Raw genomic sequence first — 25,948 nt, 5'->3', positions numbered from 1 at the left:
GTTTTTGGTACCTCAACAAAATGTAACTTTCCAAATACCTTTCATATATCGATTGCCTGGGAATGCTCCGCTTGTGAAAGGGATGATTGAAAATTCAAAAGAGTGGTGTAATTATGGGATTAAATATATCAAGTTTAGAGAATATGAAGTTAAAAGAGCTATACGAATTAGCTCGTGAGTATAAAGTTTCCTATTATAGCAAATTAACGAAAAAAGAATTAATCTTTGCCATTTTAAAAGCACGGGCTGAACAGGAAGGGTACTTTTTTATGGAAGGTGTCCTTGAAATTATTCAATCGGAAGGCTTCGGCTTTTTAAGACCGATTAATTATTCGCCAAGTTCAGAGGATATCTATATTTCGGCATCGCAAATTCGCCGTTTTGATTTACGGAATGGGGATAAAGTATCTGGAAAAGTTCGTCCTCCAAAAGAAAATGAACGTTATTTTGGACTCCTGCAAGTGGAAGCTGTTAACGGGGATGATCCAGAAACATCAAAAGAACGTGTCCATTTCCCAGCCTTAACTCCGCTATATCCAGATCGCCAAATGAAACTAGAAACGACACCAAACAAAATTTCAACGAGAATTATGGACATCCTTGCTCCTGTTGGGTTCGGTCAGCGTGGTCTGATTGTTGCGCCTCCAAAAGCAGGGAAAACGATGTTGATTAAGGAAATCGCTAACAGTATTACGGTTAACCATCCTGAGGCAGAGCTGATTGTGCTTCTTATTGATGAACGTCCAGAAGAGGTAACCGATATTGAGCGTTCTGTTCATGGGGATGTGGTCAGTTCTACCTTTGACGAAGTTCCAGAGAACCATATTAAAGTAGCTGAATTGGTATTGGAGCGTGCGATGCGTTTAGTTGAGCATAAACGGGATGTCGTGATTCTTATGGACAGTATCACAAGACTTGCTCGTGCTTACAACTTGGTTATACCGCCAAGTGGTCGTACGTTGTCGGGCGGAATTGACCCAGCGGCATTCCACCGTCCAAAACGATTCTTCGGTGCTGCTCGTAACATTGAAGAAGGTGGAAGTTTAACCATTTTGGCGACAGCGCTTGTTGATACAGGCTCTCGTATGGATGATGTAATCTATGAAGAATTTAAAGGGACAGGGAACATGGAGCTTCATCTTGACCGTGCGCTGGCTGAAAGAAGAATCTTCCCTGCGATTGATATACGTCGTTCTGGGACAAGGAAGGAAGAATTGCTTATTCCGAAAGATCAATTGGATCTGCTTTGGGCGATTCGTAAATCCATGTCTGATTCACACGATTTCTCAGAGAAATTCCTTCGTAAGTTAAAACAAACGAAGTCCAATGAAGAATTCTACGCTCATTTAAATGATGAAATGAAGGCGAAACGCTCGTAATTCTTTTTGCTGGAAAATTAAATCCAAACGTTGCAATTCAAATTAGACCTTGCTATAATATGAAGAGTGTTTTTTGTACTAGAGATGCGCTTGTCGCACTTGGATATAACTCTGTTTCGAAAGACTCAGGGCGGAAGGAGATGAAAGGGAATGAAAGCAGGAATTCATCCAAAATTTACAAAGGCTACAGTGAAATGTGCTTGTGGTAACGAGTTTGAAACAGGTTCAGTAAAAGAATCTATTCGTGTTGAAACTTGTTCAGAATGCCACCCATTCTACACAGGACGTCAAAAATTCGCTGAAGCTGGCGGTCGTGTTGACCGATTCAATAAAAAATACGGTCTTAAATAAGAAAGTGCAAGCGACTTGCCCAGCCCCGACAAGCACAAGACGAGCCTGCTAGAAAGGTGTTTTTTCCTTTCAGGCAGGATTGGCTTGTGACCTCGAGGGGCTAGTCGCTGGAACTAGAATAATAAAAAGTGCAAGCGAAATTTCGAACAGGCAGGTTATCAACTTTGCCTGTTTTTTAATGGAGTTTTTAATAAGGTTTGGTCAAGCATCGAACAGGGAATTGATCTAATTGACGCAAATGGAAGTGGAAATGGCGCATATCGCTTATAAAATGACGCATATCTACCCAAAAACAGCGCAAATCCCGATAACTTGCCAATTAAATGATTACTGATTCGTTTTTGACCGTAAATATTGCCTATACTATAATTAGATAAAGTGAAACTTCCATCGGTGGGGGTCTGACTGCCGTTAATACTGATAATAAACAAAAGAGGTGAATGCAATGTTTGATCGGCTTCAAGCAGTTGAAGATCGCTATGATAGACTGAACGAATTATTAAGTGATCCTGAAGTGATAAATGATACAAAAAAACTACGCGAATATTCGAAAGAACAATCCGACATTCAAGAGACGGTTGCTGTTTACCGTGAATATAAAGTCGTACGTGAACAGTTAAAAGATGCAAAAGAAATGCTCGAAGATAAGCTTGACCCAGAAATGAGAGATATGGTCAAAGAAGAGGTTCACGAACTAGAGGATAAAATCGAGGACCTTGAAGATCGCCTTAAAATTCTTTTAATCCCGAAAGATCCGAACGATGATAAAAACGTAATTATGGAAATTCGCGGTGCTGCCGGCGGAGATGAGGCGGCTCTATTTGCAGCAGATCTATTCCGTATGTACAGCAAATTCGCAGAAGCCCAACGTTGGAAAATTGATGTCATTGAAACTCATTCAACAGGAGTGGGTGGTTATAAAGAGATTATCTTTATGATTAATGGCCAAGGAGCTTATTCAAAGCTGAAATTTGAAAACGGTGCCCACCGTGTGCAACGTGTTCCAGAAACTGAGTCTGGCGGTCGGATTCATACATCAACCGCAACAGTAGCTGTCCTTCCGGAAACAGAGGAAGTCGAAATTGATATTCATGATAAGGATATTCGTGTCGATACTTTTGCTTCAAGTGGTCCAGGGGGACAGAGTGTAAATACAACCATGTCAGCCGTTCGTTTGACCCACTTACCAACAGGGGTTGTTGTATCCTGTCAGGATGAGAAATCGCAAATTAAAAACAAAGAAAAGGCGATGAAGGTTCTTCGTGCCCGTATTTATGATAAATTCCAGCGAGAGGCACAAGCGGAATATGACCAACAACGGAAATCAGCGGTTGGAACAGGGGATCGCTCTGAACGTATTCGGACGTACAACTTCCCACAAAACCGTGTAACGGACCACCGGATTGGTTTGACCATCCAAAAGCTGGATCAAATCCTTGAAGGCAAACTAGATGAATTTATTAACGCCCTTATTATGGAAGAACAATCCAGTAAACTAGAAAGTGCTGAGGGGTAACGATGGGAAAAATTTACGAAGCTCTGAACTGGGCTTCTTCTTTTTTACGTGAAAAAGATCGAGACGAAAATGCGGGGGAATTATTGCTCCGTTATTACACAGAAATGGACCGTTCTAGATTATTAGCTAACTTGCGGGAGGAACTTGACCAAGAGGTAGAGAAAGCATTTAAGCAGGCGGTGCTGCTGCATGGTGAAGGAAGGCCAATCCAGTATATTATGGGATTTGAGGAGTTTTACGGCCGAAGTTTCACTGTGAACGAGCATGTGTTAGTTCCACGTCCTGAAACAGAGGAATTAGTTCTTGGGGCCCTTCAGCGAATGAAACGGATATTTGGTGAAGAAGAGGAACTCCATGTCGTCGATATTGGCACAGGCAGCGGTGCGATTGCGATTACGCTAAAAGCAGAGCGTCCGAATATACATATGACCGCATCCGATATTTCTGAGAAGGCGTTGCAGGTTGCGGTGGAGAACGCTGAGAAGCACCATGCTTCGATTGAATTTGTACAAGGGGATGCTTTACAACCCTTTATTGAGAAGGGAAGTAAATTTGACGTTGTGATCTCGAATCCGCCTTATATTCCGCTTGGAGACAAGCAGGACATGTCCATTGTTGTGACCGAGCATGAACCCCATCACGCTTTATTTGCTGGGGAAGATGGGTTGGACATTTACCGGAAATTTGCCGTACAACTGCCGCTTGTTTTAAAAGATAAGGCACTTGTTGGGTTTGAAGTCGGAGCCGGGCAAAGTAATGCGGTTGCAGCCCTTATGCGGGAAACCTTTCCGACAGCGAGAATAGAAACGGTTCATGATATTAATGGGAAAGATCGGATGGTATTTGTGGAAATGGATTAAAGAGGAGCCCTCAGACTCCTCTTATTATTGGTTAAATATGGTAAAATACGAGTAAAGGGTCTAGAAATACGAGTAACCCCCGGAAAAATACGAGTAAAGGATCCGAAAATACAAATAGCCCCCTTAATAATACGAGTAACCCCACTTAAAAGGGTAAAATAATAGACTCTTAATCTCTTACATAAAAATTTACGTTTACTAGTTTAAAAAGTTGGCATCCTGTCCACAATGTTTTAGTGAAGGGACGGTGCTAACAAACATGAAAAAGAATATTGCCATCATCTATTTATTAATTTTATCCATTGGAACCATTTTAAGTTTATATATACCGAAAAACGAAGTAACCGCAAATGAGGCGGTTGTTATTCCAAATGATGCGATTCGCCTTCGAATTCTAGCGAACAGTGATAGTGCAGAAGATCAACGTGTAAAGCATTTAATTAGGGATGAAGTGAATGCAGAAATTACAAAATGGGTTTCCCACTTAACGTCTAAGCAGGAAGCGAAAAAAGTCATTCAAGAAGGACTTCCTCAACTTCAGCAAATTGCGCTAAAAGTTTTGGAACAAGAACAGGTTAATCAATCCGTAGAAGTAGAGTTTGGTAAAGTAGAGTTCCCGACAAAATTATATGGTGAATTTTTGTATCCAGCTGGCGAATACGAGGCAATCCTCATTACGTTAGGAGAGGGAACAGGAGCAAATTGGTGGTGTGTCTTATTTCCACCGTTATGTTTCCTTGATTTTTCAAATGGAGTAGCCGTTAGCGAAGGGTTTGACGAGGCGGAGGAAAAACAAGAGGTAGAAGAGCAAGAAAAATCATTACAAGTGGTAAAGCATAAACTAGACCAAGAACTTGATCAAACCGCAGCACCTGTATTCACAAGTGAGGATGAAGAACCAGTTAAGGTGAAGTTCTTCATTGTAGAAATTTGGGATCGGATTTTTGGATAAAAGCGGAGGGGCCCTTGTTACCGGGCTTCTTTTTGTTTGGAAAAAGAGTGTATTTCTAGTAATCAAAAAGGCATGTTCGAATGAGTACGACAATTCTTCTCTATAATAGATAAAAATGATTCTATTTACTCTATTTATTCATATTAATAGATTAACAAGATTAAATAGGGGGAAGAATCGATGAATGTAAATGTACGCAGTGCAAAGGTCGAGGATTTGAACGTATTAACAACCTTCTTGGAAAAGGCGAATGTGAATAAAAATGGAATTAAAGATATACTAGATACCTGTTTGATCATGGAGGATGAGCACGGAGCTGTAAAGGCAACATTAGGGATGGAGCGCTTTGGAGTAAGTGGGTTGTTACGCTCATTGGTGATGACTGCAGACACTTCGGAGCATGATTTGTTAAGATTATTTCAAGAAATGTTTTTACTAGCGAGTCAACAAGGGGTTAAAGATTTATATTTAGCAACAAATAAACTAGGTGCAATGAGGTTTGTTGAAGTCCTAGGATTCGAAATGGTGGATAAAGATCAGTTGCCGATGGCTTTTGCCGGATCTGACCATGTTAAACATATCTTAACTGTGGATAACTCTGTGTTTTTAAAAAGACATCTAGCCCTTCAATAGATGGTTAGGCATGGTATTTGGGGATGTTTTTGTTAATATCCACAGAATTATCCACAAAGTTTCCCTTATTGTCCACATTTTGTGGATAACACTTGTGTAATTGAGGCTGTTCTTTTATACTTTCAATGGGAAAACAGCGTAACGAACAACTTATTTTAACAGTACAAAAGGTGGAACAAAATGAGGACAAAATATTGGATTGTGGATAAAAATGTGGATAAACTGGAAAACTTTCCACAACTACAGGAGGCTGCCGATTTATTAAGGAAAAATGAAGTGGTTGCTTTTCCAACTGAAACCGTCTATGGCTTAGGTGGAAATGCACAGAGTGATGAAGCTGTGGAGAAAATCTTTGCTGCCAAAGGGAGACCGAGTGACAATCCACTTATTGTCCACATTGCGAAGAAGGAGCAGTTGACTGACTTTGTGGATCACATTCCACAAACAGCAAACATCCTAATGGAACATTTCTGGCCTGGGCCGTTAACGATTATTTTAACATATAAAGAAGGAACGTTATCACAGAAAACGACGGCAGGCTTGATGACGGTAGGGATTCGAATGCCTGACCATCCGGTTGCATTGAATCTTTTAGAGCAGACCGGACTACCAATTGCAGCACCGAGCGCAAATCGGTCGGGAAAACCAAGTCCGACCATGGCCCAACATGTGAAGGAAGATTTGGATGGGAGAATTGCCGGGATTGTAGACGGAGGCCCAACCGGAGTAGGGGTTGAATCAACGGTAGTGGATTGTACAACGGAAGTTCCGGTGATTTTGCGACCAGGTGGGGTGACAAAGGAGCAATTGGAGGCGGTTGTAGGTGAAGTCTTGCTTGACCCAGCTTTGAAAGATCAGAAAGAAACCCCAAAATCTCCTGGAATGAAGTACCGCCATTATGCACCAGATGCGCCGCTCTATCTTGTGGATGGAACGAAAGAGCAAATTCAAGCTTTAATTGAAGAACGCCAACAAGAAGGACTCAAAGTGGGAGTATTAACAACGGAAGAAAATCAGCATTTTTACAAGGCGGATGACCTGTATGTATGTGGCCGTCGTTCGCAACTCGAAACTGTGGCAAGTTCGATTTATGCCGCTCTAAGGAGTTTTGACCGAGCGCAGGTAGACATTATTTACAGTGAAATATTTCCAAATACGGGGGTCGGAAACGCGATTATGAACCGTTTATTAAAAGCGGCTGGCCACAAGATGATAAAGTGAAACTTCCATCAGTGGGGGGTCCTTCTTCCCCTACTGATGGTTAGTCACGCAGAGCCTGATTGATTTATCTAAGGGCTGAAGCCCAAAGATAAATCTTATCTCACCAATCGGAGCTTTACGGGCAGTTGATCCCCCGCCATTCTTCTTTTATTTTAATCTGAATCTTGAATGGGGGTCTTACTGCCCGTTAAGCCTGATAAAAGCATAACAACTCAAAGAGACTAAGCACGAGGAGTGTTCTTAGTCTCTTTTCATTCCGATATTCTGAAAGGGGCCCTGATTCTCCACTATTATATTTACCTTCTAAAACTTGTCTCACTTGCATAAGTTGGAAAGAGTAAATCCGGGGAGGTATGGGGATGTCGGAGTTTGTTGGGGAATTGGTTACAATTATGATTATGGCACTTGCGCTCGGAATGGATGCATTCTCGATTAGTCTTGGCATGGGAATGTACAGGCTCAGGTTGAGGCAAGTTTTTAATATCGGGATCACGGTTGGAATTTTTCATATTTTTATGCCTTTATTAGGGATCCTGGCTGGGCGCTTTTTATCAGAAAAGTTCGATGCCATTGCGGGTTATATCGGAGGTGGCTTATTATTAGTATTAGGGCTGCAAATGATCATCGCAAGTTTAAAAAAAGAAGGGGAAAGCCTGCTTACACCCGTTGGATATGGCTTAATCTTATTTGCGTTAAGTGTGAGCCTTGATAGTTTTTCAGTGGGACTGTCGCTTGGGATCTATGGGGCAAAAACGTGGCTCGTTTTAATTTGCTTTGGAGCGGGAGCCATGCTGCTGTCTTGGTTAGGTTTGTTTATTGGACGCCGTGTTCAAGATTGGCTTGGGAAATACAGTGAAATACTAGGTGGAGCCATTTTAATCTTTTTTGGAATCAAATTATTATTTCCGTTTTAACTCGTTTGCTAAAAAAATTTCATAAATGTGGGTAAATGTGAAGGTTTAGGAAATCTTTTGCACTCAGTCTATTGTCCTAGAAGAATTTGGCTTATAATTGAAAAAAGGGGGATTAATCATGACAACCGTCTTAATTGTTTGTACAGGCAATACATGTAGAAGTCCAATCGCAGAATCTTTATTGAAGCATATGAATCTCCCAGGAGTGAAGGTGAAATCAGCCGGAACCTTTGCATCAGATGGATCGGAGGCATCCACAAATACGAAAAATGTTTTAGACGAAAACAGCATTCCTCATAACCATAAATCCTCTATGATAACGGAAAATTTAGTGGATTGGGCCGACTTTATTTTTACGATGACCTCTGGACATAAAGCTACCGTTATTAGCATGTTTCCTCAAGCACAAGCAAAAACATACACACTGAAGGAGTTTGCTGGAATGGATGGAATTCGAGATATTTCCGATCCATTTGGCGGTCCTGTAGATGTCTATCGTGAAACTTATGAAGAGATTAAGGAAGCCATTGAAAAAGTAGCCGATAGACTGAAGAAATAACCATCATTGTAGTTGAGGAGGAGACTGGGTGCAAGACAAACGAGAGTATAAATGGGGAATTAGAAAACAGTTAGTGTTCTTTACAACAACCTTGGCTGTAATTACCTATTCGACAAGTGCATTTTTTATTTATGTCCTTTATCCTTATATAAAAGAGATCATTGCAGTCTGAGAAGTGACATTTTCAATTGTGACCTTTATGTTAGGGATCATATGGTCAGGAATTCTTGCCTATTTTGCTGCTTCTATTATCATTAGACCTTTGCAAAAGTTGGAAAAAGCTGCTATGAAGGCAGCCTCTGGTGATCTAAGTGAAAAGGTAGAGACCTCAAAGGTCGATAATGAAATTCGTTCATTAGCGGTTGCGTTTGATAAAATGTTAACAAAACTACGAGAGATTGTTCAAAATATTGATGAAAATTTCAAACAGACAAATGAAAAGGTGTTGGCGATTTCGAATGAATCGGCAGCAGTAACTGAACAGGCATCATCCATTGCAATGACGACAGCTGAGATTGCAGTTGGTGCGGAAAGCTCAGCTATCTCGATACAGGCGACAACAGAATCCATTGATGGTGTGATACGAATCGCAGAAAATGTAGAGCAGACGGCCAAACATTCCGAGTCGATCTCGGCCGAAATGGTGAAAGATCTGAATCATGCAAAAGAAGTTGTTCGATCGCTTATTACTGGAATTGAAACCCTTTCAAATGATAATAAAGAATCATTGCAAACGGTAAAAGAATTAGAAGAGAATGCTGCAAAAATTGAACAAGTGATCAAATTGGTCGGAGAGGTTGCTGGTCAAACAAATTTACTAGCCTTAAATGCATCAATTGAGGCAGCACGCGCGGGTGAACATGGCAGAGGTTTTGCCGTTGTCGCAGAGGAAGTCCGAAAGTTGGCAGATGAAAGTGCGAAAGCGGTTCAAGGCATTTCAAGCTTAACGAAAAACATTCAAACAGGGGTCAACCGTGTAGTCGACCAAATTAAGAAGCAAGTTCAGACAGCAAATGAAGAAGTAGTAAAGGGAACCAAAACAGATGAGGCTCTCGAGGAAATGACAGCAAGTGTTAATAATATGGCTGTCTCTATTTCGGAAATTTCCGCACTTGTAAAAGATCAAATGACTGGCATTATGGCGTTATCAGCCCAATCCGAAGAGGTCGCTTCCATAGCTGAAGAGACGTCCGCTGGTACCCAAGAAGTATCAGCCATGATTCAATACCAAACCGGGGTTATTGAAAATGTGGAGAAGCTTACCGTTGAATTAAAGGAACAAGCGGAGAAATTAAAAGAAACCATCACAGTCTTTAAGGTTTAAAAAGTGGGGACAAGCTAAATACATAGAACTCTTCTATTCTTTTTTTATAAGCCTATTTGAACATGATGTTGTATGAAACATGTTTATTGTCTGTGCTAGATTGTTCAGTCATCCACAGAGAACAATGGTTTTTCATCCACATGGAAAGAGGGTATAAGAAGGTTGGAAGGGTTTTTATTTTTAGCTAAGTGTGTCAAAATATAATAGTAAAGATATTTTTTGAAAAGCTAGGAGGACTTTTGGAATGAAAGTTGCAATTGCATCTGATCACGGTGGTGTAAATATCCGTGAGGAAATAAAGAAATTAATGGATGAAATGGGCATCCAATATGAAGATTTCGGCTGTGAATGCGGGACTTCAGTAGATTACCCAGACTATGCCCTTCCAGTAGCTGAAAAAGTAGCAAGCGGTGAATTTGATCGTGGAATCTTAATTTGTGGGACGGGCATTGGAATGAGTATTGCTGCTAATAAAGTAAAAGGCATCCGTTGTGCTCTTGTTCATGACCTATTTACGGCAAAAGTAACTCGTGAACACAATGACAGCAATGTATTAGCGATGGGAGAGCGTGTCATTGGACCAGGACTAGCCCGTGAGATTGCTAAAACATGGCTTTCAGGAGAGTTCGAAGGCGGCCGCCACGCCAATCGCGTAGCGAAAATTACTCAGTATGAAGACGGTCAACAGTAAAAGCAGGGGAGTTCTATTCTGATAAAGTTAGTTGAGAAAATCCTGATAGAGTCCGAATGAAGATCAATTTCGAACATAGCGAGGTGCAAAGTGCCCTCTAGAGTTCGAATCCAAGTCACCTTTGGACATATCAAGCAATCATCATCCTAGTGTCCGAACAAAATACCTATTCAGACACAAGAGGTTCGATCATCCAGCACAATGTTCGAACCTCATCCTCAACCTAAGAAAAGGAGGAAATAATCATGTCAACGACTTCAATTAAATCACAAATGGCTGATATATTATCGCAGTTTCAAGAACAAGCCCAGTTAAACGAAAAACATCTTCTTGTCATTGGCTGCAGCACAAGTGAAGTAGCTGGGAATAAAATTGGTACAGCGGGAACGTTTGAAATTGCTGAAGACTTATTTTCAGCATTGCAATCCTTCCAGTCAGAAACAGGCGTATCGCTAGCGATTCAATGTTGTGAGCACTTAAATCGTGCTCTTGTAGTCGAACGGGAAACAGCAGAGAAATACCAATATGAGATGGTCTCAGTGATTCCGGTTCAAAAGGCAGGCGGCTCTTTTGCTACCTATGCATTCCAACATATGAAAGATCCTGTAATGGTGGAATTTATTAAAGCAGATGCAGGAATCGATATTGGTGATACCTTTATTGGCATGCATTTAAAACATGTCGCTGTTCCGCTTCGTGTATTGAGCAAATCAATAGGAAATGCACATGTAACCATGGCCAAAACGCGTCCAAAGCTCATCGGTGGGGAACGGGCCGTTTATGTAAAAAATAGTGAAAATCAATCGTGTAACTAAAAATAAAAAGGATAGTGTTCGGATTCGAACGCCATCCTTTTTATTTTTAGACAACAATTCTACTTTTTTATTATAAACACGTAGAATATATAAAGAATTGCCACAAAAGGTTCGGTGTGATAAAATAGTCGAAAAAGGTAGAATAATAGATAACTTTGTGAAATCTTTATTTGCTATTAACATGTTCATGTTAATATAGTATAAAAAAAGAAGTTTTACTAAGGGGGATCTTCATGAAACATGTAGCGCAACAAGACGAAAAAGTGTATCAAGCGATCCAGCAAGAACTTGGTCGCCAACGTTCTAAAATAGAACTAATCGCATCCGAAAACTTTGTCAGCCAAGCGGTAATGGAAGCGCAAGGCTCCGTTTTAACGAATAAATATGCAGAAGGCTATCCTGGTCGTCGCTATTATGGTGGTTGTGAATACGTAGATATCGTCGAGGATATTGCCCGTGATCGTGCGAGGGAAATTTTTGGCGCTGAGCATGTAAACGTACAAGTACACTCTGGGGCACAAGCAAATATGGCTGTGTACTATACAATTTTAGAACATGGAGATACCGTTCTCGGAATGAACCTTTCACACGGTGGTCACTTAACACATGGAAGCCCAGTGAACTTTAGTGGAATTCAATATAACTTTGTTGAATATGGGGTTGACCCAGAAAACCATGTAATCGACTATCAAGATGTATTAGAAAAAGCGCGTCAACATAAGCCGAAATTAATTGTCGCAGGTGCAAGTGCATACCCGCGTGAGATTGATTTTAAAAAGTTCCGTGGAATCGCTGATGAAGTGGGCGCTTACTTAATGGTGGATATGGCCCATATTGCTGGTCTTGTTGCGGCTGGTCTACATCCGAATCCTGTACCATATGCTGATTTTGTAACGACAACTACACATAAAACTCTGCGTGGTCCACGTGGTGGAATGATCCTATGTAAAGATAAATTCGCAAAGCAAATCGATAAATCGGTTTTCCCTGGAATCCAAGGGGGTCCATTAATGCATGTGATTGCCGCAAAGGCAGTTGCATTCGGAGAAGTTCTTCAAGACGGCTTTAAAGAATATGCAAAAAATGTGGTAGCAAATGCAAAAGTTCTAGCGGAAGCTCTTCAAGCTGAAGGCATCACTCTTGTTTCTGGTGGAACAGATAACCACTTGTTATTAATCGATACACGTTCTCTCGGGATTACAGGGAAAATTGGTGAAAAGGTATTAGATGACATTGGCATTACGGTTAATAAAAATACAATCCCATATGATCCGGAAAAACCGTTTGTAACAAGTGGAATCCGTATCGGTACGGCTGCAGTAACCTCTCGTGGCTTTGGAAGCGAAGAAATGAAAGAAATCGCTTCAATCATGGCATTAACTTTGAAAAACCATGAAGATGAAGCTAAATTAGCAGAAGCAAAACAACGAGTAGAAGATTTAACGAGTAATTTTACATTATATCCTGAATATTAATTCATAAGGTGCTAAGCATCTTCCATTTTGGAGGGGCTTGGCACCCTTCTTTTTTGTGGGAATTATTGCAATCTTCCTTGCCTGTTGCTCTTGCGGTTTTTTTTCTGTAAAATAAAACGCAGTGAACGATGACAGATCATAATTTTTCAAACTCGGAAGGAGCACGAATAAAGTGGCAAAAGTATATGTATTTGATCACCCACTCATTCAGCACAAACTTACATACATTCGTAAAGCAGACACAGGTACAAAGGAATTCCGTGAATTAGTTGATGAAGTAGCAACATTAATGGCATTTGAAATTACGCGCGATATGCCATTAGAGGAAATTGAAATCGAAACACCTGTAGACAAAACAAAGTCAAAAGTCCTTTCAGGTAAAAAAATCGGACTTGTTCCAATCCTACGTGCGGGAATAGGCATGGTAGATGGAGTTCTTAAGTTAATTCCAGCCGCAAAAGTTGGACATGTTGGTTTATACCGTGATCCTGAAACGTTACAACCAGTAGAATATTATGCGAAACTTCCTTCTGATGTAAAAGAAAGAGATTTCATTGTTGTTGACCCTATGTTAGCGACAGGTGGCTCAGCGATTGCAGCGATCGACTCATTAAAAACGCGCGGCGCCAAACATATTAAGTTTATGTGCTTGGTCGCTGCGCCAGAGGGCGTTAAAGCATTACAAGAAGCTCATCCTGATGTTGATATTTTCATTGCTGCTCTTGATGAAAAGTTAAACGAACACGGCTATATCGTTCCAGGTCTAGGCGATGCGGGCGATCGTTTGTTTGGTACAAAATAAGAATTTAATTTTACGAAAAGGCTAGGGAATCTCTCTAGCTTTTTTATGTGCAAAAAACTAATAAACTTGCTTAGCTTATCGATATGGAACTGCATACAAACTTCCTCTTAAGAAAATTATAAAGAGAAAGGAGGAATTCGTTTATGAAAAGAAAATCAATTATCCTCATCTTGCTTTTCTTTATTTTCATGCATTCTGTTTCAGCTTCAACTCAATCTAACTTCAAACTGCCTCCAATCCCATCTGAACAACAAGCAGATCAAATTGCAATTTTTATGACAGAGAAGCCAATGAAGAGGCAAGAATTAAAGGCGATGATTAAAAAGTATCCAGATATTGAAATCCGTCATTTTTTTCAACATGCCCTTAACGGCTTTTCTGCAAAAGGCCCAACACAGAGTCTCGAAAAATTAGCGGAAGACATCCCAATGACGAAACTTTCTCCAGTTAATCAATACAAAGTGATGGATCTTTTTCAACAGGGAGATAATGTCGAAATTATTGGTGCAGAAAGGGTAAGAGGACTATTTGATTCACAGCATCGACGCCTTACGGGAAAAGGGGTAAAAATCGGTGTAATAGACACAGGAATTGACTATGAGCATGAAGATTTAAGACGCAATTATGGAGGCGGCCGGGATATGGTTGATGCGGACGGGGATCCCATGGAAACGAAGGGGACGGAAGGTCTCGGTACGTTTCATGGTACACATGTGGCCGGGATTATCGCAGCAAACGGAAGGATGGTAGGAGTGGCGCCTGATGCAACAATTATTGCCTATCGTGCGCTTGGACCAGGTGGCATGGGAACAACCGAGCAAGTCGTCGCTGCCATTGAGCAAGCCATTAAAGATAAGGTGGATGTTTTGAACTTATCGCTTGGGAATAGTGTAAATGGCCCTGATTTGCCATTAAGTGTGGCCTTAAACAACGCAGTCGATCATGGGATTGTTGCTGTGACTTCATCGGGGAACTCCGGTCCGAATATGTGGACGGTCGGGTCTCCTGGAACTGCTTCTAAAGCAATCTCGGTAGGAGCGTCAACTCCGACAATGAAAATCCCCTATATAGAAATAGATGGTGACCGAATTCGCCTCCAGCCTTTACAAGGATCTGTACCTTGGGACCTTGACCGCTCGCATGAATTAGTAGATGGGGGTACGGGGAAAAAAACACAATTAAAACAGGTTAAGGGCAAAATTGTCTTAATGGAAAGAGGGGAATTAACCTTTTCAGAAAAGGTAAGCAATGCCGAAAAGGCGGGGGCCATCGCGGTCGTTATTTATAACAACACAAAGGGGCCGTTAATTGGGAACTTAACGCAAACGAGTACCATTCCTGTCATGAGCATTACGAAAAAGGATGGTCAGAACCTTAAACAGGCGTTAGATAAAAAGCTCACCCTTATTAAAACCATTATAATAGAAGAAAAAGATACATTAGCAGATTTTAGTTCAAGAGGACCAGTCACCACTACTTGGGAGGTAAAGCCTGACATACTGGCACCAGGTGTCGCAATTAACAGTACGATTCCGGGCGGATATTTACCCCTACAAGGCACTAGTATGGCGGCGCCACATGTGGCAGGGGCCTGCGCAATTTTAAAACAGGCACACCCGAACTGGGGTCCTGAAAAAATAAAAGCGGCTCTAATGAATTATGCTAAACCACTTTATAAAGAGAAAGGGGAGCTATACAAAACCTATGAACAAGGGGCAGGAAGAATTCAACTTCAGGAGTCACTGAAAGCGGAAACCCTTGTCTATCCGTCTTCACTCAAGTTTGGGAAATTCACAGCGACAGACGTGAATCATGAACATGAACAAACCGTTACAATTGAAAACACATCCGAACATCCAAAAAAAGTTTCCTTTCAAACACCTAAACAGCATAAAGGGATAGCATGGCACTTGCCGATGGCTTTTGAAATCCCTCCAGGTGAAAAAAGAAAAGTAAAAATCCAAATGACGGCAGATCCTGATCAATTGACTGAGAAGGTTTATGACGGGAATATTGTTGTTGAAAGTGATGGGAAGCCCCTCTATCTTCCCTACTTATTTGTGTTAGAGGAACCTGATTACCCACGTGTAATGGGATTTGACTTTGGCGCAGGTGATCACCCGGGAAATTATCGCTACGAGGTTTACCTTCCAGGAGGAGCAGAAGAATTTGGTGTAGCCTTATTTCACCCTGATACTTACCAATTTATTCAATTTTTGGATTGGAAAAGAAATATCGGAAAAGGTCTGATTCAAAAAGAAATCTCAGCAGAATCTTTACCAGAACAAGGGATGTATGTAGCGAAGGTTTTTGCAAGAAAGGCAGGTCAAGAGGACTGGGTTGAGACGTTGATTCAAATTGCGCCTCCTGTAGATACTTTATCCAAATAAAACAATTCCTCCCTTTTCTCAAATGTTATATATAAGAGGAGGGGAGGGGGCTGTCTGTTATGGTATAGTGATATAGGTTTTAATAATTCTTGAAAAATGTGTGAACAAAATGATTGTAAGTGTGATGTTTGTCTCATTACTGACAAAAATGACATTGACAGGATGATAAGTCTGTTGTATCCTAACAGAGGATAAAGTGGAAGGGTTTGCAATTGTTTGATTTCAATGTTTTTAAGGTCGAACGAACAAATTATTCCAACATAATATCGTGAGTAACAACAGGATTTATCTGATGATTCTAACAATAAATAAAATCGCGATAAAACATTGTAAATCTCTAAGGTTAGCGTTTATAATAATTAAGGTAGCACTTTATTCATTTTTGGTGAATGAATTAGATTGATATTTTTTTACTACTAAAAATTGATAGGGACTAACATTCATATTGAATGCTTCATTATTAAAGTTGGTGGATTGTGTAACTAGTTGTATAACAATTCACATAGGAGAATTAATATAGGAATGCCAGAATACAGGAGCATGTTTACTCGAGTTAGATCATACATATTTTACTTGTTAGCTATATTCGTACTTGGTTGGGGGTTTACATCCTACCAGGATGTATTTTTGGGCCTTATCCTAGGTACAAGCCTTAGTCTGATTAACTTATGGCTTTTGGTTAAAAGAATGGATCGATTTAGCCAACAATTTGACAATGGAAAGGTTGTTAAATCGCTAGGTTTCTTTTCTAGAGTGGCAACTGCGATCCTAGGGGTTCTAATTGCGATGGAATATCCCCAGTATCTCCATCTAGTTAGTGTGATTATAGGATTAATGATAACTTATGTTGTCATTATGATAGATTTTTTTATCGAACACAAGAATTCACATAATTAATAAAAGAAGTGAGGTGAATTAGAAATGGGACATGGAGCTCCTTTAGTAGAATTTCTGGGTTTAACATTCAACTTATCAAATGTCCTCATGATAACAGTAGCAAGTTTGATTGTATTCATCATAGCTGTAGTATGCACGAGAAATCTATCCATGAAACCTACAGGAATGCAAAATTTCTTTGAATGGATAATGGATTTTGTGAGAAACATTATTCGAAGCAGTATGGATTGGAAAGAAGGGGGACACTTCCATGTGCTGGGGATAACCCTAATTATGTATATATTTGTTTCTAATACATTAGGACTCCCATTTGCTATTACATATGATGGGGTACTTTGGTGGAAGTCACCAACAGCCGATCCAGTTGTTACTCTAACGTTGGCTGCAACAGTAATGGGTCTTGCTCATTACTATGGAGTGAAACAAAGGGGTATGAAACAATATTTAAAAGCGTTTGTCACTCCTTTTTCGTTTATGTTACCAATTAAATTGGTAGAGGAATTCTCTAACACATTAACGTTAGGTCTTCGTCTTTACGGTAATATCTTTGCCGGTGAAGTGTTACTAACTTTACTAGCAGGCGGTTTAGCAACAGGTGTTGGTGGAACGATTGCAGCGATCATTCCAACCGTTGCATGGCTAGGGTTCTCAACATTCATGGGTGCTATTCAAGCTTATATCTTTACATTGTTATCAATGGTCTACCTTTCTCATAAAGTTAGTCATGACCATTAATATATAGCTGTTCATCATTGAACATTATAATGAAAAATAAATCATAAATCTCAAGGAGGAATTCAATAATGGGTCCATTAGCAGCAGCAATAGCAGTTGGATTAGCGGCACTAGGTGCTGGTATCGGTAACGGTATGATCGTATCACGTACAGTAGAGGGTATGGCTCGTCAACCAGAAGCAAAAGGTATGCTTCAAGGTACAATGATCTTAGGGGTAGCGTTCGTTGAGGCGATTCCTATCATGGCCGTAGTTATTGCGTTTATGGTAGTTGGTCGTTAACTGAACAAGATAGAATTAAATGGCGAAGAATCGTTAAGAGCCTTCGCCTTTCCTTTATGCAATTATTTGAATGTAGATGGTAAGAATGAAGAGATAAATGGATAAAACATGTTTGAAGGGAGTGAAGCGAACGTGTCAGGTGAACAATTTGTATTGGGAGCAGCAACGGGTTTTAATGGTGGAGATGCTCTTTTCCAATTAATTATGTTTATCGTTTTGTTAGCGCTTATTAAGAAGTTTGCATGGGGTCCTTTAATGGGGATGATGAAGCAACGTGAAGAATTTGTCGCTAATGAAATTGAAAATGCCGAAAAAAGCCGCAAAGAGGCAGCGGATTTATTAGACCAACAACGTGCCTTATTAAAAGAAGCACGGGGTGAAGCACAAGGTTTAATCGAAAATGCGAAAAAACAAGCAGAAGTACAACGCGAGGAAATTATAACAGCTGCACGTTCAGAAGCAGGTCGCTTGAAGGAAAGTGCCAAACTTGAAATTGAACAACAGAAGGAACAAGCTGTTGCTGCAATTAAAGAACAGGTTACTTCATTGTCTGTACTAATTGCTTCTAAAGTAATAGAAAAAGAGTTAAACGAAAAAGAACAAACGAAGTTTATTAACAATTATATTAAAGAGGTAGGAGAGAAGCGATGAGTAATCCGGCAATTGCAAACCGCTACGCGTTCGCACTTTTCCAGGTTGCTATTGAACAAAAGCTTCTTGATCAATTAGATACGGAGCTTCGTGTAGTGAGAGAAGTAATTCAACAAAATCAAGACTTCAACACATTACTGTCATCTCCAAAGCTATCAAAAGATAAGAAAAAACAACTACTTCAAAATGCTTTTTCAAATGCAAATCCTTTTTTACAAAATACATTTAATTTATTAGTTGATCGCGGGCGTGAAGGACTCATTGTCCAAATCGCTGATCACTTTATTGAATTGACAAATAACGAAAAAGGAATTGCTGAGGCAACAGTTACATCTGCTCGTCCTTTAACAGAAAAAGAAATAAAAGCACTTTCTAAGACATTTGCCAAGAAGTTAGGTAAAAAAGATCTTCGGATTGAAAATATAGTGGATTCCAATTTGCTCGGTGGTATTAAACTTCGCGTCGGTAACCGTATTTATGACGGCAGCGTCAAGGGTAAGTTAGAGCGCTTGGAACGCCAATTGTTACGTTAAGTTGTAGATAGGGGTGAAACTCATGAGCATTAAAGCTGAAGAAATTAGTGCACTGATAAAACAGCAAATCGAAAGTTATCAGTCTGACATTCAAGTAAATGATGTAGGAACGGTTATCCAAGTCGGTGACGGGATTGCGCGTGCTCATGGTCTTGATAATGCCATGGCTGGAGAGTTACTTGAATTTTCAAATGGCGTTATGGGTTTAGCACAAAACCTAGAAGAAAATAACGTCGGTATTGTTATTTTAGGACCATACTCTGAGATTCGTGAAGGTGATGAAGTTCGCCGTACGGGTAGAATCATGGAAGTTCCTGTTGGGGACGAATTGATCGGACGTGTCGTGAACCCACTTGGACAACCAGTTGATGGATTAGGTCCAATTAAAACTTCAAAAACTCGTCCAATTGAATATTTAGCACCTGGGGTAATGGATCGTAAATCTGTTCATGAGCCATTACAAACAGGGATTAAAGCAATTGATGCTTTAGTTCCGATTGGTCGTGGACAGCGTGAGTTAATTATCGGAGACCGTCAAACAGGGAAAACTTCTGTAGCGATTGATGCGATTATTAACCAAAAAGACCAAGATATGATTTGTATTTATGTTGCAATTGGACAAAAAGAATCAACCGTTCGTAACGTTGTTGAAACGCTTCGTAAAAATGGCGCATTAGATTATACAATCGTTGTAACAGCGTCAGCATCAGAACCAGCTCCATTACTTTACTTAGCACCATATGCGGGTGTCGCAATGGGTGAAGAGTTTATGTATAATGGCAAGCATGTTTTAGTCGTATATGATGATTTAACAAAACAAGCTTCCGCTTATCGTGAATTATCCCTATTACTTCGTCGTCCTCCAGGTCGTGAAGCATATCCAGGGGATGTATTTTACTTACACTCACGCTTACTTGAGCGTGCAGCAAAATTAAGTGATGCAAAAGGTGCTGGATCAATCACAGCATTACCTTTCATTGAAACTCAAGCTGGAGACGTTTCTGCTTATATTCCAACAAACGTTATTTCTATTACAGATGGACAAATCTTCTTACAATCAGACTTGTTCTTCTCAGGTGTGCGTCCTGCGATCAATGCTGGGTTATCTGTATCCCGGGTTGGTGGATCTGCACAAATCAAAGCAATGAAAAAGGTTGCTGGTACGCTTCGTCTTGACCTTGCATCATACCGTGAACTTGAAGCATTTGCTCAGTTTGGTTCAGACTTAGATGCATCAACAAAGGCAAAGCTTGAACGTGGAGCTCGTACAGTTGAAGTGTTAAAGCAAGACTTGAACAAACCATTGAAAGTTGAAAAACAAGTTGCCATTCTTTACGCGTTAACACGTGGCTTCTTAGATGATATTCCAGTTCACGACATTCGTCGTTTTGAAGCTGAATATTTATCATGGTTAGAGACGAACAAGAAAGAAATTCTAGACCATATTGCTAACACGAAAGAATTGCCAGCAGACGAGGATTTCGCAGCTGCAATCAATGAATTTAAGAAAACATTTGCTGTTTCAGAATAACGAACATAACACTCATTTCTATATAGAGTCCATAAGGCTCTTTCAAAGGCATGAGGCCAAATAATAATTGACTTTTTAGTAAGTTAAACCTCTTAAAAGGTGAATCAAGGTGGTGAGAACCTGTGGCATCTTTACGCGACATAAAAAAACGTATTAACTCAACAAAAAAGATGAGTCAGATTACAAAGGCGATGCAAATGGTATCTGCAGCGAAAATGAACCGTGCAGAACTGAATGCCAAATCCTTTGTTCCATACATGGATAAAATTCAAGAAGTAACAACAGCGGTTGCTGCAAATGCAGAGGATGCAAGTCATCCAATGTTAAAATCTCGGCCAGTGAAGAAGACTGGTTATATCGTCATTACAGCGGATCGTGGATTAGCTGGCTCTTATAATAGTAATGTCTTGCGTGAAGTAAATAGAACGATTCAAGGACGTCATAAATCAAATGATGAATTTGTTATTATTGCACTAGGCCGTGTAGGACGTGACTTTTTTGTAAAAAAGGGTATGAACGTGATCCTAGATATAGTCGGCTTACACGATCAGCCTTCTTTTACAGACATTAAAGACTTTACAAGTAAAACGGTAGACATGTTTGCAGATGAAACATTTGATGAACTCTACATTTATTACAGCCATTATGTAAATGCAATTAAATATGATGTAACTGAGAAAAAAATACTTCCATTCACGGATATGAGTCGTGGTGGTGGAATGACTAGCGCTTATGAGTATGAACCATCAGCCGAAGCAATCCTCGAAGTATTATTACCTCAATACGCCGAAAGTTTAATTTACGGAGCTGTATTAGACAGTAAAGCAAGTGAACATGCAGCACGTATGACAGCAATGAAGAGTGCGACGGATAATGCAAATGATATTATTCGAAACTTAGATTTAAGTTATAACCGTGCTCGACAAGCTGCTATTACACAGGAGATTACAGAAATCGTGGGCGGCGCCTCTGCTCTCGAATAATAGAAGAGAAGGTTTCACTTCTCTTTCTTTAATAATTAGTCTAGCTCCTGCGGACATCCTCATGCCTGCTAATAAACGGTTGTGAGTGTCGTCTCGTTGACGCCAGCGACAATGGAGCTTTTAAGTACTTTTTAAAAGAACGATCTAGCTATAGCGCCTACACCTCGGGGACTTAAGCCAATCCTCCTGGAAGGTAAAAAACTTTCTCTGAGACTTGTCTAGAGTTTGACGAGGGTGGGCGAGGCGCTTTGGCTTTACTACGACAGGAGGGAAAATGATGAACAAAGGACGCGTTGTTCAGGTTATGGGTCCGGTCGTTGACGTGAAGTTTGAAAGCGGACAACTACCAAGACTTAATAACGCATTGAAAATCGCGCATCGCGATGAAAATGTTGAGATTGACATATCTCTAGAAGTTGCTCTTCATCTAGGCGATGACACAGTTCGTACAATTGCGATGTCTTCAACTGATGGACTAACTCGCGGCATTGATGTACTTGATACGGGTGCACCGATTTCAGTTCCAGTTGGAAACGTTACACTTGGACGTGTATTTAACGTATTAGGTGATACGATTGACCTTGGGGAAGAAATTCCTGCAAGTGAACGTCGTGACCCTATCCATAGAGAAGCACCAAAATTTGAAGAATTATCAACAGAAGTTGAAATCCTTGAAACAGGGATTAAAGTAGTAGACCTACTTGCTCCATATATTAAAGGGGGAAAAATCGGTCTATTCGGTGGTGCCGGTGTTGGTAAAACAGTTTTAATTCAGGAATTAATCAATAACATTGCTCAAGAGCACAGCGGTATTTCTGTTTTCGCTGGTGTAGGTGAGCGTACTCGTGAAGGAAATGACCTTTACTGGGAAATGACAGATTCAGGTGTTATTAAGCAAACAGCGATGGTATTCGGACAAATGAACGAGCCTCCTGGTGCCCGTATGCGTGTTGCGTTAACAGGGTTAACAATGGCTGAATATTTCCGTGATGAGCAAGGCCAAGACGTGTTATTGTTCATTGATAATATTTTCCGTTTCACACAAGCAGGTTCTGAGGTATCCGCTCTTTTAGGACGTATGCCATCAGCGGTTGGTTATCAGCCAACACTTGCAACGGAAATGGGACGTTTACAAGAACGTATTACATCAACAAATAAAGGTTCTGTTACATCGATTCAAGCGATTTATGTACCTGCCGATGACTATACTGACCCGGCTCCAGCTACAACGTTCGCTCACTTAGATGCAACAACAAACCTTGAGCGTAAACTATCTGAGATGGGTATCTACCCTGCGGTGGATCCACTTGCATCTACTTCACGTGCATTATCTCCTGAAATTGTTGGAGAAGAACACTATGAAATCGCTCGTCAAGTCCAAGTAACACTACAAAAATATCGTGAACTTCAAGATATCATTGCAATGTTAGGGATGGATGAGCTTTCTGATGAGGATAAATTAGTTGTTGCCCGTGCACGCCGTATTCAAAACTTCTTATCACAAAACTTCCACGTGGCTGAACAGTTCACTGGACAACCTGGATCCTATGTACCTGTTAAAGAAACAGTTAAAGGATTTAAAGAAATCCTTGCAGGTAAATATGACCACCTTCCAGAGGATGCGTTCCGTCTAGTAGGAAGAATTGAAGAAGTAATTGAAAAAGCAAAGCAAATGGGTGTAGAGGTATAATTTCGGACCAGGAGGGTAAAAAATGAAGACAATGAAGGTCAATGTTGTTACTCCCGATGGACCGGTTTATGAGTCTGAAGTGGAAATGGTTAGCACAAAAGCCCAAAGTGGAGAACTTGGAATCCTGCCTGGCCATATTCCAATGGTAGCACCGCTTGCAATCGGAGCTGTTCGCTTGAAAAATAGTAGCAAAACAGACTTCGTTGCGGTAACCGGTGGCTTTTTAGAAGTTCGTCCGGACCAAGTAACCATTTTAGCACAAGCTGCTGAAAAAGCAGTCGATATTGACGTTGAACGTGCAGTGGAAGCAAAAAAACGTGCAGAACAACGTCTAAATGAAAGCAAGCAAGCCGCTATCGATTTTAAGCGTGCTGAACTTGCTTTACGACGAGCAGTCAATCGTATAAACGTAGCCAAAGGCGACTTTTAACAGAAACCTCCTTCATGATGAAGGAGGTTTTTTTATGTTCGTATAGACAATAGGAGGATACCGAGTATAATGTGGGAGAGGGACTGGAGTAATTACCTGAATTTGGAAAAATTCGAGTAAGGGGGTGGAAAATACGAGTAAATGGATTAAAAATACGAGTAACCCCCCGATAAATACGAGTAAACTCAATACCTGTATGATTCATTTACAAAGGTAACTTTATTTCCCCGGGAAATAAGTGTATTTCTCTCCGAAAAAGTGTAATCCCTCATAAAGCAAATTAGGAGTGACGAAAATTGACTCAAAATGTACGGCCAAAGCCATTAAGACTTAGACAAGTAGAAGCATTGTGTAATCGTTTGCCTGCAAATCATCCTAAAAGAGTAGAAATTGAAAGAGAACGATCGATAAGAAGGGCAGGGTACCGTGGGGAACTTAATGTTGACTACCATTTATCCTTTTTACCTAAAAACCACCGATACACAATCATTAGAGACTTCCGCCTAAAAAATCTCCATCACTTTCAAATTGATACTTTATTAATCTCTCCTTTTTATTCCCTTATCATTGAAGCGAAGAACATCGCCGGTCATCTTCATATTGATCCCTATACGAAACAACTCATCCAAAACCAAGAGATCAGTTATTCCAATCCTATTAACCAAGCGATACGTCAACAAATGCAGTTAAAAGAGTGGCTTAATAAGTATAAAATAAAAGCATTCCCTATTGACTATTTAGTCGCGTTTCATGAGGGGAATTCAATGTTTAGTACTTCTAAAATGGACAAGCGGGTCTTTCAAAAGGTTATATACGCCGATCAAATCATGACAAAAATGGAAGGTTTGGAAAAGACCTTTCGAGAGGAAATATTAATGGATAAAGAAATAAGAAGGATACATAAACTTATTATAAAAAATCATGAACCACTAATTACCAATATACTGGATGATTATCACATCACTTTTTCCGAATTAATTAAAGGGGCTCAATGTCCAGAGTGTTATTTTCTCCCTATGAAAAGGATCTCCGGATCATGGAAATGCATGAAATGCCAACACTCCTCTAAAACAGCACATATTAGAGCAGTAGAAGAGTTTCTATTATTAAATCACTGTATAACCAACCAGCAATGTAGGGAATTCCTCGATCTAACCTCTATTCATATTGCCTACCAACTCTTAAAAAATATGAACCTTCAAACAGTAGGAAAATATAAAGACCGCACATATTATTTCACCGTATAGGATTCATAACTTATCCGTCATGAAAATCATATTTATGAATATGTTCTAATAAGAGATTAAAATCATTCTAACTATAGAAATATTTTTGGAAGAGTCGCAATATAAATATTAGTCAATCGACACTATTTCGTAATAATGCTATAATGATATAAAATCTAATATTTAGTTAATAGTAAATTTTCAAATAATATAAAGGGAGGTTGGCGAATGGATCTTCTTCATATTTATCAAAACAGTTATCTCATTGTCGCAATTTTTCTAGGACTAGGAATTATTTTACCTATTGTAGCACTCTTTTTTGGAAAATTATTGCGACCACATAAGCCGGAAGAAGCTAAGTATACCACCTATGAAAGTGGCATTGAGCCTTTTAGTGATTCACGTGTTCAATTTCATGTTCGTTATTATATATTTGCCCTCATGTTTGTTATTTTTGATGTCGAAACCGTGTTTTTATATCCGTGGGCCGTTGCTTATGAAAAACTCGGAATATTTGCCTTAATTGAAATGTTGATTTTCGTGTTTATGCTTATTATCGGACTTATTTATGCTTGGAAAAAGAAGGTGTTGAAATGGAACTAAAAAATATTGATAGTTTAACAGAGGCCGAAGTGGCAGAGTTAAAGAGAAATGTTTTTATGGCAACACTCGATCAAATTAAGGCATGGGCGCGAAGCAATTCATTATGGCCAATGACATTTGGACTGGCGTGCTGTGCCATTGAAATGATGGGGGTTGGAGGGGCTCATTACGATTTTGACCGTTTTGGTTCCATATTTAGAACGTCACCACGTCACTCAGATGTCATGATTGTTTCTGGGACGGTCACGAAAAAAATGGCACCCATTGTGAAACGTTTATACGACCAAATGCCAGAACCGAAATGGGTCATTGCCATGGGATCGTGCGCAACAGCTGGCGGACCATATGTAAAATCATATTCTGTTGTAAAAGGTGTAGACCAAGTGGTCCCTGTTGATGTATACATACCAGGCTGCCCGCCAAATCCAGCCGCACTGATTTATGGAGTAAATAAGTTAAGAGAGAAAATCCGCTATGAGGCAAAAACCGGGAAGAAGGTGATGTAA

26 protein-coding genes and 1 pseudogene are annotated in these 25,948 nt (G+C 40.1%); all 27 read left to right on the top strand.

Annotated features, from left to right (window positions below; translation table 11 throughout):
• Positions 1-113 precede the first annotated feature (113 nt).
• The 27 genes and pseudogenes from rho to R4Z10_RS20020 all read left to right on the top strand — a co-directional run bounded on the left by rho (position 114) and on the right by R4Z10_RS20020 (position 25,948).
• Positions 114-1,379 carry a transcription termination factor Rho gene (rho, locus tag R4Z10_RS20150; RefSeq protein WP_338471055.1) on the top strand — a complete coding sequence of 422 codons (1,266 nt, stop codon included), beginning with the start codon at positions 114-116 and terminating at the stop codon, positions 1,377-1,379.
• 150 nt (positions 1,380-1,529) lie between these two features.
• On the top strand, positions 1,530-1,730 hold the full coding sequence (gene rpmE, locus R4Z10_RS20145; protein ID WP_338471054.1) for a 50S ribosomal protein L31: 201 nt from the start codon (positions 1,530-1,532) through the stop codon (positions 1,728-1,730).
• A 445-nt stretch (positions 1,731-2,175) separates the two neighbouring features.
• Positions 2,176-3,246, top strand: coding sequence for a peptide chain release factor 1 (gene prfA / locus R4Z10_RS20140; RefSeq protein WP_338471053.1), 1,071 nt, complete (start codon positions 2,176-2,178; stop codon positions 3,244-3,246).
• Between the two features lie 2 nt (positions 3,247-3,248).
• Positions 3,249-4,106 carry a peptide chain release factor N(5)-glutamine methyltransferase gene (prmC, locus tag R4Z10_RS20135; protein WP_338471052.1) on the top strand — a complete coding sequence of 286 codons (858 nt, stop codon included), beginning with the start codon at positions 3,249-3,251 and terminating at the stop codon, positions 4,104-4,106.
• 259 nt (positions 4,107-4,365) lie between these two features.
• Complete coding sequence (spoIIR, locus tag R4Z10_RS20130) at positions 4,366-5,058, top strand: stage II sporulation protein R (protein WP_338471051.1); 693 nt, start codon at positions 4,366-4,368, stop codon at positions 5,056-5,058.
• A gap of 180 nt (positions 5,059-5,238) precedes the next feature.
• On the top strand, positions 5,239-5,691 hold the full coding sequence (locus R4Z10_RS20125; protein ID WP_338471050.1) for a hypothetical protein: 453 nt from the start codon (positions 5,239-5,241) through the stop codon (positions 5,689-5,691).
• A gap of 180 nt (positions 5,692-5,871) precedes the next feature.
• Entirely contained in the window at positions 5,872-6,912 is a 1,041-nt protein-coding gene (locus tag R4Z10_RS20120) for an L-threonylcarbamoyladenylate synthase (RefSeq protein ID WP_338471049.1), read from the top strand.
• Between the two features lie 359 nt (positions 6,913-7,271).
• Positions 7,272-7,826, top strand: coding sequence for a manganese efflux pump MntP family protein (locus R4Z10_RS20115; protein ID WP_338471048.1), 555 nt, complete (start codon positions 7,272-7,274; stop codon positions 7,824-7,826).
• Between the two features lie 118 nt (positions 7,827-7,944).
• Entirely contained in the window at positions 7,945-8,385 is a 441-nt protein-coding gene (locus tag R4Z10_RS20110; protein ID WP_338471047.1) for a low molecular weight protein arginine phosphatase, read from the top strand.
• Between the two features lie 28 nt (positions 8,386-8,413).
• Positions 8,414-9,709: pseudogene (locus R4Z10_RS20105) on the top strand (HAMP domain-containing methyl-accepting chemotaxis protein).
• A 244-nt stretch (positions 9,710-9,953) separates the two neighbouring features.
• Complete coding sequence (gene rpiB / locus R4Z10_RS20100) at positions 9,954-10,400, top strand: ribose 5-phosphate isomerase B (RefSeq protein ID WP_338471046.1); 447 nt, start codon at positions 9,954-9,956, stop codon at positions 10,398-10,400.
• A gap of 245 nt (positions 10,401-10,645) precedes the next feature.
• Positions 10,646-11,215, top strand: a complete 570-nt coding sequence (locus R4Z10_RS20095) for a TIGR01440 family protein (protein ID WP_338471045.1) — start codon at positions 10,646-10,648, stop codon at positions 11,213-11,215.
• A gap of 233 nt (positions 11,216-11,448) precedes the next feature.
• The gene (glyA, locus tag R4Z10_RS20090; protein ID WP_338471044.1) at positions 11,449-12,690 is read left to right on the top strand and encodes a serine hydroxymethyltransferase; all 1,242 of its coding nucleotides are present in this window, start codon (positions 11,449-11,451) and stop codon (positions 12,688-12,690) included.
• A gap of 172 nt (positions 12,691-12,862) precedes the next feature.
• On the top strand, positions 12,863-13,492 hold the full coding sequence (gene upp / locus R4Z10_RS20085) for a uracil phosphoribosyltransferase (RefSeq protein ID WP_338471043.1): 630 nt from the start codon (positions 12,863-12,865) through the stop codon (positions 13,490-13,492).
• Positions 13,493-13,635: 143 nt separating this feature from the next.
• A complete protein-coding gene (locus R4Z10_RS20080) occupies positions 13,636-15,882 on the top strand; it encodes a S8 family serine peptidase (RefSeq protein ID WP_338471042.1) in 2,247 nt (748 codons plus the stop codon).
• A 522-nt stretch (positions 15,883-16,404) separates the two neighbouring features.
• Positions 16,405-16,779: an ATP synthase subunit I gene (locus tag R4Z10_RS20075; protein WP_338471041.1), complete on the top strand. Its 375-nt coding sequence runs from the start codon at positions 16,405-16,407 to the stop codon at positions 16,777-16,779.
• A gap of 24 nt (positions 16,780-16,803) precedes the next feature.
• Complete coding sequence (gene atpB, locus R4Z10_RS20070) at positions 16,804-17,514, top strand: F0F1 ATP synthase subunit A (RefSeq protein ID WP_338471040.1); 711 nt, start codon at positions 16,804-16,806, stop codon at positions 17,512-17,514.
• 68 nt (positions 17,515-17,582) lie between these two features.
• Positions 17,583-17,795: a F0F1 ATP synthase subunit C gene (gene atpE / locus R4Z10_RS20065; protein WP_338471039.1), complete on the top strand. Its 213-nt coding sequence runs from the start codon at positions 17,583-17,585 to the stop codon at positions 17,793-17,795.
• 132 nt (positions 17,796-17,927) lie between these two features.
• Positions 17,928-18,446 (top strand): F0F1 ATP synthase subunit B, encoded by a 519-nt coding sequence (gene atpF, locus R4Z10_RS20060; RefSeq protein ID WP_338471038.1) that lies wholly within the window; start codon positions 17,928-17,930, stop codon positions 18,444-18,446.
• Positions 18,443-18,979 (top strand): F0F1 ATP synthase subunit delta, encoded by a 537-nt coding sequence (locus tag R4Z10_RS20055; RefSeq protein WP_338471037.1) that lies wholly within the window; start codon positions 18,443-18,445, stop codon positions 18,977-18,979. The genes atpF and R4Z10_RS20055 overlap by 4 nt, the downstream gene beginning before the upstream one ends.
• A gap of 22 nt (positions 18,980-19,001) precedes the next feature.
• Positions 19,002-20,510, top strand: a complete 1,509-nt coding sequence (atpA, locus tag R4Z10_RS20050; RefSeq protein ID WP_338471036.1) for a F0F1 ATP synthase subunit alpha — start codon at positions 19,002-19,004, stop codon at positions 20,508-20,510.
• A 122-nt stretch (positions 20,511-20,632) separates the two neighbouring features.
• Complete coding sequence (locus tag R4Z10_RS20045; protein WP_338471035.1) at positions 20,633-21,493, top strand: F0F1 ATP synthase subunit gamma; 861 nt, start codon at positions 20,633-20,635, stop codon at positions 21,491-21,493.
• Positions 21,494-21,770: 277 nt separating this feature from the next.
• Entirely contained in the window at positions 21,771-23,183 is a 1,413-nt protein-coding gene (gene atpD / locus R4Z10_RS20040) for a F0F1 ATP synthase subunit beta (RefSeq protein WP_338471034.1), read from the top strand.
• A 22-nt stretch (positions 23,184-23,205) separates the two neighbouring features.
• Entirely contained in the window at positions 23,206-23,613 is a 408-nt protein-coding gene (locus R4Z10_RS20035; protein ID WP_338471033.1) for a F0F1 ATP synthase subunit epsilon, read from the top strand.
• A 296-nt stretch (positions 23,614-23,909) separates the two neighbouring features.
• Positions 23,910-24,860 carry a nuclease-related domain-containing protein gene (locus tag R4Z10_RS20030; RefSeq protein ID WP_338471032.1) on the top strand — a complete coding sequence of 317 codons (951 nt, stop codon included), beginning with the start codon at positions 23,910-23,912 and terminating at the stop codon, positions 24,858-24,860.
• Positions 24,861-25,067: 207 nt separating this feature from the next.
• The gene (locus R4Z10_RS20025; protein WP_338471031.1) at positions 25,068-25,442 is read left to right on the top strand and encodes an NADH-quinone oxidoreductase subunit A; all 375 of its coding nucleotides are present in this window, start codon (positions 25,068-25,070) and stop codon (positions 25,440-25,442) included.
• The gene (locus R4Z10_RS20020) at positions 25,433-25,948 is read left to right on the top strand and encodes an NADH-quinone oxidoreductase subunit B family protein (RefSeq protein WP_338473288.1); all 516 of its coding nucleotides are present in this window, start codon (positions 25,433-25,435) and stop codon (positions 25,946-25,948) included. The genes R4Z10_RS20025 and R4Z10_RS20020 overlap by 10 nt, the downstream gene beginning before the upstream one ends.

Origin of the sequence: Niallia sp. XMNu-256 (assembly GCF_036670015.1) — a bacterium.
Classification (GTDB): Bacteria; Bacillota; Bacilli; order Bacillales; family Cytobacillaceae; genus Bacillus_BD.
This window is presented reverse-complemented; position numbering and strand designations above follow the sequence as displayed.